Origin of the sequence: Candidatus Chloroploca sp. Khr17 (assembly GCF_004138165.1) — a bacterium.
Taxonomy (GTDB): domain Bacteria; phylum Chloroflexota; class Chloroflexia; order Chloroflexales; family Chloroflexaceae; genus Chloroploca.
Window position 1 is genome coordinate 114,328 of sequence record NZ_RYFF01000010.1, and the last position, 15,615, is coordinate 129,942.

Sequence of the window (15,615 nt, forward strand, 5' to 3'; positions counted from 1 at the left end):
TCCCTTGTCGCTCGTACCAAGCAATGCTACAATCCATATACAGTGTCGTTAGGCGCACGTTCGTGCGTGATTGATTGGGACGTAGGCGCGTCCTGAAGGGAGACGAACATAGAAGAGTTGCGTTCTCAGGATGGGAAGCGGTTGCATACGACGGCGACGCCACGGACACGGGCGTTGCTCGTTGGTGCCGAGGTCGCAAGTGCGCGTAGTCCGTGGACGGCGAAAGATTCGCTGGCTGAGTTGACGATGCTGGCCGAGACGGCTGGCCTCGAAGTGGTCGGAAGCCTCTTTCAACGGCTCGATCAGCCCTTCCCCAAATTTTTTATTGGTCCTGGTAAAGTCAAAGAGGTTGCGGCCCTCTGCCAGGAACACGCCGCCGGCCTGGTAATCTTTGATGATGAGTTGAGCCCCGGACAGACGCGCAATCTTGAGCAGGAGTTGCAGATTGGGGTGTTGGATCGCACTGCGTTGATCCTTGACATCTTTGCTCAGCATGCCCGCACCCACGAGGGGCGTCTGCAAGTCGAACTCGCCCAATATCAGTACCTGTTGCCCCGCCTCCGACGCCAGTGGACGCACCTCGAGCGTCAGGCCGGTACCGGTGGGGGCACCTCGGCGGGCGGTGTGGTTGGTCTGCGTGGGCCTGGTGAAACCCAGCTCGAGATCGACCGTCGTCTGATTGATCGGCGCATCGCCTGGCTCAAAGATCAGCTCGTTGATGTCCATCGCCACCGTGAACTCTACCGCAAACGCCGTCGCCAGAGTCAGGTTCCCGTGGTGGCCCTGGTTGGCTATACCAACGCAGGCAAGAGTACGTTGCTGAATGCGTTATCGGGGGCGGATGTCTACGCGGCAGATCAGTTGTTTGCGACCCTTGATCCGACGACCCGCCAGCTGATGCTCCCTGGTGGTCAGATGATCTTGATGACCGATACGGTCGGTTTCATTCAAAAATTGCCGACCCAGCTTATTGCGGCCTTTCGGGCCACGCTTGAGGAGATCAATGAAGCTGATATTCTTTTACATGTTGTCGATTTGACGCATCCCAATGCGCAGGAGCATGCTCAGACCGTCGAGCAGACGCTGGCTGAACTTGGGGTAGACAAGCGTCCAACCTTGACCGTGCTCAACAAAATTGATCGTATGGAGGGCGTCGGTCCTGATGATGTTGCTCAGGTTGTGGCCGATATGGGTCTGCCCAGTGATGTGGTGGCTGTGTCGGCGCAGCGCGGGTGGGGGCTGGATCATCTGGCGAGCCGCATCGAGCAGGCGCTTGGCGAAGCGATGGTTGCCCTTGATGTGCTCATTCCCTACCAGCGCAATGATCTTGTCTCGCTCTGGCATCGTCGTGGCGTCATCGAGCAGGAGGAGTATGCCGGTGACGGAACCCACATTCTCGGGCGCATCCCACGGGATCTTGCCGCGCAATTTGGGCCGTATCGTGCGGCGCGTTCGACAAAGTAGAGGATGGTTGGGGTGCGGTGCTAGCATAGCTAGCACCGCACCCCAGGTGTAGCTGTTGGCAGGCGTGAGTGATCCTGTCCGCAAGCATTATGGCAAATACGCTCTGATCATCTCTTCAAAACGAGCCTGACTGGTGTCCCCACTGATGCGCAGGCGTGGCAGCGCAAAGGGGTCGTACTGGCTGAGATCGGTGCGCGTGGTGGTTGCCGAGCGATAGCCCGCTTCACGGGTGACGGCCATCACGGTATCGTTGTAGCGCCCCAGGGGATAGCAGAAGCTGACGATCGGCTGACCAAGCTCAGCTGCGAGTACCGCACCGGACCGCCCTACCTGGTCACGCAGTTCGTCAAGGCGCATGCGGGTAAGATCGGGGTGGTTGACACTGTGCGCCCCAATCTCCATCCCTGCATCCCGCAAGGCCCGTAACTCTTCCCATCCCATGTACCCCGGCCGCCCAATAAAATCACTGACGATATAAAACGTCGCCGTAGAGCCATAGGCCACTAACCGTGGCAAGGCTTCGGTATAGGCATCCAGATAACCATCGTCAAACGTAAGCGCCACCGCCCGGGCGGGGCACGGGCCTTCGCCCCGGATGCAACGGGCTACATCTGCCATCGAGACGGTTTCGTAGCCGTTGCTGTGCAGCCATGCTAGCTGTGCCGCGAATTGTTCAGGTGTCACCGAGAGCCCAAAGCCGAGCGGGTCAACTGCGCGGTCGACATAACGTACATAATGATACATAAGAATCGGAAGATACGGGCGTACCCCTTCAGGGGCCGGGGTGAAGGTCTGGCGGGCTTGCACTTCACGACCAGTGGGCCCGGGTTGCATCAGGGCTGGCTGCATCACCAGATCGTCGGAAGCGCTTGCCCCACCCTGATCAGGTTGCGCAGAACCGCCGAACCCGAACCCGAGCACAGCCTCAGCCGGGGCAAGCCGCACCGCAGGCTCGCGCTCAGCCAGCAGAAGGAAGGCTGCGGTGAGCAAGAGACCCACGACAAGGATCAGAGTTGAAGCTTTCATAGCGAACATAATAGCACACCTGTCTCTTTTAGTCAGCCACGGCCAGTCCCAAGGCCTCGCGGGCAGCAGCAACGACAAAAAGCGAGCCCGTGACCAGAATAAGATCGTGAGGATTGGCGAGTTCGCGGGCCATTTGAAGTGCGGTTGCCACATCAGGTTTTACGAGCAGCGTGCCTTGCATATGTGGTGTTACGGCGGCCACCATGCGATCCAGATCCATCGCCCGCGTGTGTGCCGAGCGCGTCAGGATCACCGTGGTCGCAGGTGGCACCAGCTCGGCGGCGATGTCACTGATCGCTTTGTCGCGCGAGGTGCCAAAGACGAGGATCAGGCGTTCATAGTGTACGCTGGCCTTGAGCGACGCAATCAGTTTCTGCGCCGAGTCACCGTTGTGGGCACCGTCAATCAGCACTGGTGGTGCCCCTGGAATCAGTTCAAAGCGACCGGGCCAGCGAACCTCGGCCAGTCCGCGCCGCATCGCCTCGGCACCGATGGTGAAACCGGTGTCCTCTAGCAGCAACGCTATCCCGAGCGCGAGGCGAGCATTTTCGCTTTGAAAAAGGCCCTGGAGCACAGGTTGTGGCGCAACTGGGTAGGCCATGGGCGTTCCTGGTGGTTGGAGAGGCACGAGTCCTGCTGGCGCAGCCTGCCACAGAGGGGCATGGCATAACGTTGCTTCATTGATGAGCACAGGCATGACTTCATCAGCCTGGGGCACGGTGACAACGGGCACCCCGGATTTGATAATGCCAGCCTTGTTCCAGGCAATCTCAGTGAGGCTTGCCCCCAGAATCGCCATATGGTCGTAACTGATCGAGCTGATCGCGGCAACGCTTGGGGTCACCACATTCACAGCGTCGAAGCGTCCCCCCAACCCGATCTCAAGCACGGCGAGGTCAACTGCCCGGCTGGCAAAATAGTGCAAGGCGAGCAAGAGGCTCAGATCGAATGTTGTTGGTCGACCATACGGTTCAGGATCAAAGCGATCAATCACTGGTCGGAGCGCAGCCACAAGGGTGATCAGATCGGCCTGGCTGATCGACGTACGGTCGATCTGGAACCGCTCGCGGTAGGAGTGCAGATGTGGCGAGGTAAAGAGACCGGTGCGCCATCCGGCGGCGCGAACGATTGCTTCAACCAGGGCGGCCGTACTCCCCTTGCCCTTCGTCCCCGCAATGACGACGGAACGGAACGTGTGGTGGGGATTGCCGGCATCCGCCAGCAGCGCACGCATCCGCAACAGATTCCGGTTCGCTTCCTCATCAGTTGTCGCCCCTTTGCGGGTCGGATCAATGAAGCGATAAATATAATCCAGGGCTTCCTGGTAGGTTGTCAGCATATGTTTCGTGTTGCGCTCCTCATGCGCATGAACTCAGGGCTGTCGCCCTCCAAACCCTGGCGTATGCTGGCGCAAACGCCAGATGCCTGGGTGCCGCAGGCCCCCAAACCTTCCCCTGGGTACGCAGGGAGCGAGACCTCCCTTGCACCGCAAGTATAGGTGAGAGTAGTACGCCGGTCAATCCACCCGGCAGACTCAAACCTATGGTACGATAGCTGTATCCTTGGTGCATGTGTTAGACAAGGTTTCACGCTGCTTTACAGTTGAAGCTTGCGCACCGCATTCCGATGCGTTTCAACTATCTTCTATGTGCTATTTCCTAAATCCTTGCCTTAAGGGAGAAAGACCAATGCGTTTGCTACGGCATTATGTTTGCCTTGTGCTTCTGGTTGTATTGCTGGCCTGGCCCGCTTCTTCAGCGCTGGCGCAGCAGCCACCGCAGCCGATCTGTTTTCCAGGGGTGCCGGGCATTGACCATTGCATTGATCCGGTGTTTGCCGCCTATTGGCAACGCAATGGTGGCCTGCCCGTCTTTGGCTATCCGCTCGGTCCGCTTCAGCAGGTCGCGATCGAAGGCCGCGTGTTGCAGGTGCAATGGTTTGAGCGCAATCGGCTCGAGTTGCATCCGCAGAATCCGCCTGCGTACCGCGTCTTGCTTGGGCGGATGGGCGCTGAACGCTTGCAGATCCTTGGCCGTGAGGCCCCGGCTCCTTCAGACGCGACACCTCAGCCGGGTTGTCGCTGGTTTGAAGCAACCCGCCAGAATGTCTGCGATCAGGGCGCGGGTCTGGGTTTCAAGCGTTATTGGGAGACCCAGGGGTTGCGGATTGCTGGTTTGAGTGCGTACGAACAGTCGCTCGCGCTCTTCGGTCTCCCCCTGACGGCGGCCCAATTTGAGCCTGCCGCCAATGGGGAACTGATCCTGACGCAGTGGTTCGAGCGCGCCCGCTTTGAGTGGCATCCTAATAATCCTGACCAGTTCAAGGTATTGCTTGGCCTGCTCGGCAATGAGCTGCGTGCCGATGCGAACTTTGTTGAACGGCCTTTTGATCCCCGTGGTGGTCGGACGCCTATTGGGGTTGAGATTAACCGCAATGCGGTCGCCAGCGTTGCCACCCGCCTCAACGAGTTGCGTCCTGACTGGGTGCGCTATAACGGTATTCTCTGGTCTGAGGTCGAGCCTGTTGCCGGGCAGCGCAATTGGGCGGCGCTCGACCCGGTGTTGCGTGAAATTGCCTTGATCAGCGCGAGTGGTGCCGCACCTATGGTGATTGTGCGTGGTACCCCGCCATGGGCGCAGGCGGTGTCTGGCTCGGCGTGTGGCCCGGTAGCAGCCCAACAATTGCCGGTGTTTGCCAGTTTTATGGGCGAACTTGTGACCCGCCTGAGCGGGCCGCCTTATAATGTCAAACATTGGGAATTTGGCAATGAGCCTGATGTTGATACCGCGCTGGTGCCTGGTGACTCGCAGTTTGGTTGTTGGGGCGATGCGAGTGATGCCGCTGGCTATGGTGGTGCCCGGTATGCCGCGATGCTCCAGGCCGTCTATCCAGCGATCAAACAGGCCGATCCGCAAGCTCAGGTTATCTTTGGTGGCCTGTTGCTCGACTGTGATCCTTCGTTTGATGCGTCGTGTCAGCCGGGGCGCTTCCTGGCGGGGGTGCTAGAGGCGGGTGGGGGTGCGTATTTCGATATCCTGGCCTATCACGCCTACACTTTCTGGAGCGAGCAGCGCAGTGATTTTGATCTGAATGTGCCCAAATGGACTCACCGCAATGGCCCGTTGCTCGGGCGGCTCGACTTTGTGCGTGCGACGATGGCTACCTATGGCGTCAGCAAGCCGGTCATGATGAATGAGGGCGGCCTACTCTGCCTCGGGGCGAATCAGCCCTGTGCCGCGCAGGGCTTGTATGACGACCAGGCGAGCTATGTTGTGCGGATGTATGCCCGCAGCTGGGCCTCGGATCTGGTCAATAGTGTCTGGTATACCTTGAATGGGCCGGGTTGGCGCGATGGCGGCCTGCTTGATCGCAGCCGTCAGCCGCGTCCAGCTTTTGTGGCGATGCGTTTCCTGCGTGAACGCCTCGACGGTGCAACCTACCTGCGACCGTTAACTACGGCTCTGCTCGAAGGCTATGCCTTCGCGACTCCTACCCGCGAGTACCATATCTATTGGAGCAATAGTTCGATGACGGCACCAGTTGCCCTTCCCCCTGGGTTTATCGCTGCCTATGGACCGACCGGCAACCCACTTGCTGTCGGGCGTGAACTGATCGTTGGCTTTGATCCAGTTATCATTGAAATGGATCGATAATATGATCATGTAAAAAGGCCAGCGTACGCTGGCCTTTTTGCATGATCATATTATCACTCTTACCGTTGGACAAACGGTAGATAGACCTGATGACTCTCGCCGAGCACGGCAAAGAGCGAGAGGTGGCTGATTGTTGCGGTGAGCCGGGTGCCATCTTCACTGACCGTGCTCGTGATCCCGTCCTGGGTCCAGGTTGCGCTCGCTTCGTCCCAACGCCATAAGCCGCAGGTTGCCGGAATTAGTGACCCTACCTCCAGCGGTTCAATGGTTAGCGTAAACGCTTGCCCAGGGGCCGGTTGCGTCGGTGCGCCACTGCTCGTCGCGACCGCAGTGAGCGTGAAGGCATAGCCGCTGCTGCGCCGCCCTCCGGTGGCGGGCAGGTTTGTTGTCGGTTGCGGCGTGTGGGTGAAGGTTACCGTCTCGGTAAAGGTGCCCGATGGGAAGAGGTAGGCCATGCCCTCATCAGGGATCGTCAGGGTCGCTTCACGGTCTGGCTCAAGCGTGGCCTGGGCGCTCGCCTGGAGGATGTAGCCCCCGAGTGACAGCCGCGGTAAGTTTTCAATTTCTGCAAACACCCCGCCGACAAGGAGCCGGTTCTCACTGGTCAGCGCAAGGTCATAGATGCCCGTTCCAAAGCCAAAGAAGCTGGTGACACCTACGCCAAAGTCCGGGTTGCGTTGACCGTTGGGTTGCAACTGGAAGAGATGATTGTAGATCTGCGTGGGCGCTGCAATCTGAAGCGTGCCGCCAACCATGATTGAGCCATCACTCAGGGTGTGCAAGGCTCGCACCGCACCCCCGGCGTTGCCAAACGGGTTGCCAAAAGTGGTGTCGATTGCCCCATCCGCGCCTAGCCGCACGAGGCTGCGCAGGTTCTCTTCGCCTGATTGCACAAACGCATTGCTCCCCACCAGCACCTGCTCTCCCTGGAGGGCCAGGGCATAGGCTTCTGGCGGCGAAAAACTCGGATTGAGCGTTTCAAACGCGGGTGGCACAAAGGTTGTGTCCAACGTACCATTGGCGTTGAGCCGGACAACGGTACTCCGTGCTTCGCCTGCAAAACTGCTGAATTTGCCTGCGACAAGCAGTTGCCCATTGGATAGTTCAAGCAGCGCATTGATGCGCCCTGGCATGCCATCGGGCTCTGTTCCACTGCCCGGTGCGCTGTCAGTTGCGAACGTGTCATCAAGCGTCCCATCTGCGAGCAGGCGGAAGAGCCCCCCCCATCCTCCGACGAGGATCCGTCCATTCGCATCAAGCACGAGGGTCGGAAATCGTATGCCATAGATGGGGAAGGGTAATAGCGCACCTCGTTGATCCACTAGCACCAGCGTCTGGCCAACTAAATCCTGATCAGTATAATTATCGGTAAAATTGCCGCCAAGCAGATAACTCCCGTCAGCCAGTGCTACCGCCGAGGAGAGTTGGTTGCTATTCCGGCGAAAAGGCGGCACAAAGGCTGCATCGAAGTCACCCTCGCGGCTCAACCGAGCAGCGGCGATCTGCGGCATCCCATTGACCAGGCTGAATGCCCCGACAACGAGTACCTCGCCATTCGCTAGGGGGACGATCTGCTGCACTTGCCCAGGATTGGCGACGATTACCTCGAAATTGCCAATCATCTCGAGGCCAGGTGTCAGCATCGCAAGGCTGTGCCGGTAGATCACAGGGACGTCTTCAACCTTGACGAGGTTGCGGAAATTGCCGCCGGCGATGATCTGCCCATCCGGTCGTGCAGCCAGCGTCTTCACTTCCGTTGGTTCCCCATCGAAGGTGACGACATTGCCAAGCACGCCTTCATGATCGATCAGGGCCATGCGCGCATCATGGTAGAGCGGTCTGCCCCCAAAGATGATACTTGAGAACCAGCCCCCCAGCACGAGTGAGTTGTCGGCAAGGGCGAGAATGCTCTTGACCTCGTAGAACATCCCCGGATTCAGGTCGTCCAGCGTTCCGTCAGGCTGCACCCGCGCCAGCGCAAAGCGTGTGACGTCATTGACTGCATTGAAGGCCCCACCAAAGACGATCTTGCCATCGGGTTGCACGGCGATCGCATAGACATCATCGTTCGCATTGACCACAAAGGTTGCATCCCGCGAGCCATCGCTCTCCAGGCGGGCAATGCGCGAGGCTGTTGCCCCGTTGAAGTTTCTGAACATCCCGCCAAGCAGAATTTTGCCATCGGCCTGCTGAGCCAGTGCGTACACTGCGCCATCAGCCCCTTCGCCGATGCCAAAACTCGGATCGAGGCTGCCATTCGCATTGAGCCGCGCCACATTTTGCCGATCCTCTCCTGCTACCTGGGTGAATTCGCCGCCAACCACGAGCTTGCCGTCCAGTTGCTCCAGGAGGGTGTAGAGCGAGCCGTTGACATCTGCAATGAAGGTCTCATCAAGCCTTCCATCGGCCTCAAGGCGCGCCACGTGATGCCGAAACTGGTCATCGTTTCCCATCATGCTGAAGCTCCCGCCGACAATGAGTTTGCCGTCAGCCAGCAGGATGAGTGTGCGAAACATTGGGGTGCCTAGAATCAACGGGGCCGTCAGATGAAACGACTGATCGAGCGTCCCGTCAGGGTTCAGTCGGGCGATGCCGTCCCGTAATTCGCCATTCACCGTCTGAAAAGAGCCGGCAAGAATGATCTTTTGATCTGGTTGCACCACGACTGCCTCGACCGTTCCCTCGACCTCGAAACGGGGGGCGAAGGTGGGGTCAAGCAGTGGTTGTTGGGTCATCTGGGTCAGATGGGCCGTGTCTTCCTGGTTTTGAACGGCCTGGAGACTGGTCGCGCCCTGCAGCAGCATGGCACTTGCCATGAAGAAGATTAGCATCAAACGCTTCACAATTGTCCTCCAAATGCTTGCTGGATGTGACCAACGAGGCCAGCATTGCTGGCCTCGTTGGTCACATCCAACAATTTTCTTTCCTCTTCACCGTACAGTCAGCGGCAAATAGACGGTGTAGCGACTCTGCACGGCGACGGTGGTGGTCGCCTCGGCCTGGGCGGGCTTGCTCTCGCGGTGGCCGACGTTGTCGGTGGCGACGACGTAGAAGCTGTAGGTCTGGCCGTCCTGTCCGTCAAAGGCCGCCGCCGTGGTGGTCGTGCTCGTCAGCCAGGGTGTCCAGGCACCTCCATTCTCCTGCACATAGACGTCGTACGAGCCCACGCCCGCGCCGTTCGTGTCGTCGGCTCCCTGCCAGGTGACGGTGAACGGGGTGCTCGAGGTCACGGCGGGCAGCGCGGTGACGCTGCTGGTGGGTGCCAGACGGTCGAAGGTGACCAGGGCCTCCTTGGTCGGGTCGGTGCCCTGGCTCTTATCCATTGGGTCAACCTGGTTGGTGTCAATCTCCAGGCTGAAGTCGAACTGGATCGTCGCGATGTTGCGGATGGCCGTGCCGCTCGGCAAGCCGGGTTGCGGACGAATGGTGTAGGCGACAAAGCCTGTGCCGCGCCCGGTCTCGGGGTCGGTTTCGGGCGGCAGGAAGCCCTTATCGACCGTCGGTGGCAGGTTGGTGACGGGATCAATCGAGGTGAAGTTGACGTTCAGTTGCCCGTCTTCCAGCCAGGCTTCGACATGGACTTCAATCGTAAAGTCGTACTCGTCGTCGGTGTAGGTGTAGTCAACGACCGTCTGGAATTCCTGACGGCCCGGCGGCACCTGGAGGATGACGTCGCCAAAGCCGAGCTCGGTCAATTCCAGGGTGCTCCAGTCCAGGTCGGTCGAGAGCGGGTCGCGAATGGTGACGACCTGGGCGGGGGCGGTGGCGTCAGGATAGTTCTCGAAGTCGATGCGGTAGGTCACGAGCGTATCGGCGCGGACGAAGTTGCCTGCTCCAAAGCCAGCGACGCTGATCTTCTCGTTGGGGTCTTGCGAACCCGCCGAGCCGCCGGCACCACTGGTGCCACTGCCCGCCGGTGGGTTGGGTGGCGGAATCGGTTTGCGAGAGAAGGAACATGGGAAGAAGGTCTCGCCCCACGTCTTCTTCTTATTCAATGCATCGCGTGAGATATCAAGCGCGTCCTTGTGCGGGATGGTTCCTCCCGCCACAAATTCAATTGCCGTCTCGGCATTCTTCGTGCCGCTCCGCAAATTGTGACGTGAACTCAGCCGTGAGCGTGCGTCGAGCGGATCGTCAATCAGGTTCGCTTCCCGTTTCTTACGCAACTCGTCCTGATTCGCATAGTAGATATCGGCAACGCCACACGAGGCCCGGTAGGTGGTATAGGCTCCAATCGCCCATTTGCCGATGACAATCACTGCAAAGGGGATTTCCCCATCCGGGTCCACAAAGCTCATCGGGTTGTTCATCGCGTAGCGGTAGCCATTGAGGTCACCCGAGCCAAAGCCGAGGGGATCCATCGCATTGAAGCGGCCTCGCTGCGCGTCATACTGCCGCGCACGGACATGATGCAGACCAGTCGTGTCTGCCATCACGCCAAAGGCCCCCATAAACTCGAACGGGTTCGCGATGGTCTCGGTGCGCAGTACGGTCTCGCCAAAGGGCCGGTAGGCATAGGCGTTCTGTCCGACCCCGGCAGCCCCGGTCATCTCGCTGACATTGCCCAGCGGGTCAAAGCTGTAGTAACTCGCTCCGTCAGTCGCCGACCAGCGCTGAAGCAGGCTGCTTCCGTAGGCGTAGCGCGCCAACAGGCTCCCGTCATTGGCATAGGTGCCAACCGTATTCCCCAGGCCCAGCGGGTCAACGACGTAGTGTGTCACGGCCCCGTTTTCATCAATCGCCACCCGGTTGCCCAGCGCATCGTAGGTGTAGGCCCAGGTATCGCCGCCACGGGTGACGCCGGTCAGCCGGTTCTCGTCGTTGTAGGTGTAGACCGTCACCCCGCCAGGACCTTCTTCACGGATCAGGTTGCCGTCGAGGTCATAGGTGTAGGTCTGGTCGCCAACGGTGGTGTACTGGTTCAGGTTGTTGGCTGCGTAGGCTTCTTCCACGCCATTGATCGTGGTGCGTACCCGGTTGCCTGCTGCGTCATACTCGTAGCGCAGATCCTGATCCGCAATCCCTGCCTCACTTGAAGTGAGTATTGCGCTGAGCAGTTGGCCCACATCGTCATAGGTGTAGGTCCACACTCCGTAGTGCGTCTCCATCGCGATGCGTCGCCCGCGCCGGTCGTAGGTGTAGACAAAGCGCGCCAGTTCGGTCGCGTCCGGGTTGCGGTTGATTTGGCTCAGCAGGCGCCCGGCTGGATCGTAGCCATAGGTGGTTACGATTCCGTTGCCAAGTTCTTGGCGGGCCAGCCGTCCCAGTTCGTCGTAGCTGTAGGTCACCAGATCGCCGTCGCCGTCGGCAACGCGGCTCAGACGTCCGGCTTCATCGTAGTGATACGTGACCTGATAGTCCAGTTGATCGGTGCTGGTGCTGCGCCGCCCCACCGTATCATAGGTAAAGCTTAGCCAGCGATCCTGCGGGAAGTCAATCCGGGTCAGGTAGTCGTGCTGATCATAGGTGAACGTCGTGGTTCCGGTCGCATCCACGGCGGTGGCAAGATTGCCGCGAGCATCGTAGGTATAGGTCACCGTACTGGCATCGGCATACGTCTTGCTCGTAATCCGCCCGGCAGTATCGTAGGTCGTGGCAATCGCGTTGCTGCGCCGGTTGGTGCGTGCGGTCGGATTGCCCTGGGCATCGTAGCTCCAGGCTTCGCTGCTGCCATCGGGATAGGCGATGGTGCTCAGGTTGCCTTTCGCATCATAGCTGTAGTTCGTCCGATTGCCAGTGGCATCGGTCACGGCTACCAGGCGATTGGTCGTCCGCTCATACGCAAAGCGGGTGGTACGCCGCATCGCATCGGTTGTCTCTGTGAGGTTGCCGCGTAGGTCATAAGCAAACGTGGTACTTAAACCATCCGGGTCGGTGGTCGCGGTCAGGTTGCCGAAATCGTTGAAGCTCATTACCACGGCTTGCCCCAGGGCGTTTTCGATTTTGACGATGCGACTCCACGTATCAAAGAAGAAGCGGTTGGTATTGCCGAGCGCATCCGTCATATTGACGCGCCCGCTGGCATAGGTGAAGCTGATCTGCTCTTGTCCATCGTCACGCGAGGTCGTCGCCAGACGGCCCAGGCTATCGTAGGTAAAGTTCTGCGTGACGCCGTCGGGTTGGCCGATGCTTGCCAGGGCGTGCTGTGCCGCCCCTTCGGTCGCGTACGTATAGGTCGTCGTGCGTCCATCATCCGTCGTCACCGAGGCAAGGTATGCACCGTTGTAGGTGTAGGTTGTCTGTCGCCCGTCCTGATCCGTGATCGTGGCGAGATAGCCAGCTGGGGTGTAGGTGAAGGCGAGCAAGCCCCCCGACGAGTGTTCCAGACGGGTCATCTGCTCACCAGTATAGGTGATGGTGATGCGGTTCCCGTTCGGTTCTTCGAGATATTGGAGCTTGCCGTCACGGTAGAACTGGATCAACCCACTCGCTTCGGTCAAGCGGTAGCCGCCATCGGCTGTTCGTAGCGTCGCCTGATCGCCTGGTTGCGCCAGATACCGCCCACTGTAGCGGCTGTCCGGCTGGAAGATGCGCGGTGTCCCCGTGAGATCGGTGATGCTCACGGTGCCATCGTCGCTGACGGTCATCCCCTGGTGCCAGTTGTGCGTCCAGCCACGCCCGAGATCGCCGAGTTCAAAGCGACGCGACAGCGGCTGCAAGTAGCTGCGCTCAAAGGCAATTGTCAGTCCCGGCCCTTCAACAACCGCGTCCATCCCACTCGCCAGGACGCGCATCGGGTTCAGGCCGTCAGCTTGACGGAAGCTGAAGGCTTGCAAGGTGGTGATGTCGTCCACCCGCTGTCCCAGCCGCGCTAGGTACTGCGCGTTCTGGCTCAGCATCCTGACGTAGTCGCCCCAGGTGTTGCCCGCCAACGTGGTGTAGTTCGCCCACAGCACGTCCCAGGCATCGGGTTGCACATAGTCGGGCCGCATGCCGTCCTTCAGCGCGGCCCAATCCACCGGGGTCGTGTCGTTCGCGTCCAGCACCTTCACTTCCCAGTCAAACGGGGGGTAGCTGAAGTCCCACGGTCGTTGCCAGCCGGCATAATACACCGGCACGCGCCGGGTTTCGCCTGGTTGCAAGACGCCTGGGGTCTCACCCGCGGCCAGGAATTGCACGTCATTCGCGAAGCCCTGGGGCATCGCCGAGGTCCAGAAGCCGCCGCTGAGCCGGTGCTGTTCGAGCGTGATGATCGCCCCCGGCTGTCCGTTCTGGGTGGCCGTGACGAGCAGCAGCGGCGCAGGCATCGGGGCGTCGCCGCTATTCGTGTATTCGACCAAGACCGTGGCTAACTGATGGTAGCCAAAGCGGCTGGGCAGGATGAGGTTGAGGTCGAGTTTGGCCGTGCCGCCTTCGATCAAGGTGACGGCCGTCGGCAGCGTGGCCGTCTGCGCGTGGTGCGTCACCCGGACATCATAGACGCCCGCTGGCACCGTGCCCGCCGGGAAGGTCGCCCGTGCGGCGGTCGAGCTGTCAACGTCAACCGTCTGCGCCTCGTAGACCGTGCCGGTCGACCCGACCAGCGCGATCTCCAGGGGGCTCAGCAAGCCCGCCCCGGTCAGGGCAAGTTCGAGGTCGGCCTGGGTGCCCTGGCGCGCCGGGGCACTGCCGGTGAGGGCGAGCGCGGTGAGGTCATATTGGATCGTGTAGGTGCCGTCGGTGGTCGCGTTGCCAGCGATCAGCAGGTACCACTGCCCCGCCGTCGCGGCGGGCACAACGAGTCGCTCGCCACCACGGATGCGCTCATCGTAGGTGCCTCGCGTCGGCAAGGCCCCAAAGCGGAGCGAGACCTCCAGTGTCGCGGGCACCCGGCTGGCATCAAGCACGAGGTGCTGCCCGCCACCGGTGGCATTCAGGCGATAGAAGTGTTCGACCCGTCCGGTCGTATAGGTACTCACCTGATCCACCCCCGCTTGCAGCGCGGGTACCTGGGCGGTAATCAGGGTGGCCTGCTCGTTGTTGAGCCGCCGCAGTTCCAGCACTTGCCAGGTGTCATTGACAACGACAATCAGGTTGTAGGTGCCCTCGTCCAGGGTCGGCAGGGTCACAAGCATCGTCTGCTCATAGCTCGCGCCGGGGGCAAGGGTGCGATTGCTGGCGACGGAACCGAGTTGTTGATCGGTACGATCCAGGTTGGCATCGGTCGAGAGATAGACCGCGTCTTGCCAGGTGGGGCCAGCGTCACCCTGGCCGGTATTCTGCACGCGGTAAGTCATGCTCGCTGGTTGTCCAACCGCAAGGGTCATCGGCACCGTCACCTGTGTCAGCACGAGGTCGGGCAAGTTGCCCGTGTCGGCAACCACCGTAAAGGTCTGCGCATCGGGATACGGGTCGTCCTCCCCGTCGCTGGTCGCGGTATAGGTGACGGTCACGACGCCCGTTGCGGGGAAGGCGATTAACCCCGGGGTACGGGTCGCAAAGCTACGGCCATCACCGAAAGTCCAGCGATAGGTTGCCTGCACATCATCCACAGTGGAGCCGCTAAAGCGGAGCCAGTCCCCGGCCACGAGGGTGCCGTCGCGCCGCGGGGCAAGGATCTGCCCACTGCTCGGCGTCGTGCGCCACGGCGTAAAGAGCACGCCATCGCTCACGGTATCGCCCAGGCCCTCGGGATTGCTCGCGTGACGCGGGCCAGCGGCATCGCCCCACCAGGTGCTGCGTGCATCCACCTCGGCTGAACTGACATTGCGCACGCCGAATGTGGTATTGCCCTCGATCAGATGGTTGCTGACCACCAGCGTCTCGGCCTGGTTCTGCACCAGGATGCCCGTCGTATTGCTAATGAACTGATTGCGCACCAGCGTATGCGTCCCGGTGCTGCCATTCAAGCGCAGGCCATCGCCATTCGTATTGCGGATGGTGCTGTGTTGAAGTGAAAGATCGCCGCTGCCACTCTTGAGCAACGCCACTGAGTCGTTCCAGCCAGCATAGGCGATCTGCGCATAGCTGAAACTGGCCGTGCCTGTGGCACGCACATTGATCCAGCGCCACCAGTTGGCCGCAGGGCCGTTGGCAGCGCCATTGTTGTTCGCATCTCCGCCGACGGTATCATCACGCCAGTCGGTGAAGGAGATCGGTGCCTCGGCGGTGCCTTCGGCGCGCAAGCTCCCGTCCACCCAGATGCCACCGTATTGCGCAAATTTCACCACGGTGCCGGGGAGGATGTCTAGCTCTCCCGGCGCTCCCACCGTGATATCGCTACTGACAAAGAAGGAATAGGCCGGATTGAGGTTCCAGGTGACGGGTTGGCTGATCGTGCCACCAGCGAGATAGGCATCAATGCCATTATCCGTGAAGGTGGAGCTATTGTCATCGAACGAGGCATTGATGCCAAGGTTGAGCCCATACCGGGTATTGTCGCGAAAGGTATTGTGGGCCGACGTGAAACTGCTATAGCCTGCCGCAATCCGCAGGCCATCGCCGTTGTTATTGCGGATGGTACTGTGCTGCAGATCTAGCGCCCCCGTGCCCG

Annotated in this window: 6 protein-coding genes; 2 read left to right on the forward strand and 4 right to left on the reverse strand. The window is 60.3% G+C overall.

The annotated features are described in order from the left end of the window. The first annotated feature begins 117 nt into the window (after positions 1-117). Complete coding sequence (hflX, locus tag EKD05_RS08585; protein WP_129672016.1) at positions 118-1,464, forward strand: GTPase HflX; 1,347 nt, start codon at positions 118-120, stop codon at positions 1,462-1,464. 87 nt (positions 1,465-1,551) lie between these two features. Here the strand turns inward: hflX and EKD05_RS08590 are convergent, their stop codons facing one another. Both EKD05_RS08590 and EKD05_RS08595 read right to left on the reverse strand, forming a co-directional pair. Next, complete coding sequence (locus tag EKD05_RS08590) at positions 1,552-2,490, reverse strand: polysaccharide deacetylase family protein (RefSeq protein ID WP_165360647.1); 939 nt, start codon at positions 2,488-2,490, stop codon at positions 1,552-1,554. Positions 2,491-2,518: 28 nt separating this feature from the next. Continuing rightward, positions 2,519-3,829, reverse strand: coding sequence for a folylpolyglutamate synthase/dihydrofolate synthase family protein (locus tag EKD05_RS08595; protein ID WP_129672018.1), 1,311 nt, complete (start codon positions 3,827-3,829; stop codon positions 2,519-2,521). 349 nt (positions 3,830-4,178) lie between these two features. On the opposite strand from EKD05_RS08595, the gene EKD05_RS08600 reads away from it, so the two are divergent. After that, entirely contained in the window at positions 4,179-6,143 is a 1,965-nt protein-coding gene (locus tag EKD05_RS08600) for a hypothetical protein (RefSeq protein WP_129672019.1), read from the forward strand. A gap of 59 nt (positions 6,144-6,202) precedes the next feature. On the opposite strand, the gene EKD05_RS08605 is transcribed toward EKD05_RS08600, so the two are convergent. Both EKD05_RS08605 and EKD05_RS08610 read right to left on the reverse strand, forming a co-directional pair. Next, positions 6,203-8,986 carry a hypothetical protein gene (locus EKD05_RS08605; RefSeq protein WP_129672020.1) on the reverse strand — a complete coding sequence of 928 codons (2,784 nt, stop codon included), beginning with the start codon at positions 8,984-8,986 and terminating at the stop codon, positions 6,203-6,205. Between the two features lie 87 nt (positions 8,987-9,073). Beyond that, a partial coding sequence (locus EKD05_RS08610; RefSeq protein ID WP_240695693.1) for an RHS repeat-associated core domain-containing protein occupies positions 9,074-15,615 on the reverse strand: 6,542 nt, incomplete at its 5' end.

Coding starts and splice junctions, on each gene's coding strand:
- EKD05_RS08590 (WP_165360647.1), bottom strand. CDS start 2,490: ATGAAAGCTTCAACTCTGATCCTTGTCGTGGGTCTCTTGCTCACCGCA.
- EKD05_RS08595 (WP_129672018.1), bottom strand. CDS start 3,829: ATGCTGACAACCTACCAGGAAGCCCTGGATTATATTTATCGCTTCATT.
- EKD05_RS08600 (WP_129672019.1), top strand. CDS start 4,179: ATGCGTTTGCTACGGCATTATGTTTGCCTTGTGCTTCTGGTTGTATTG.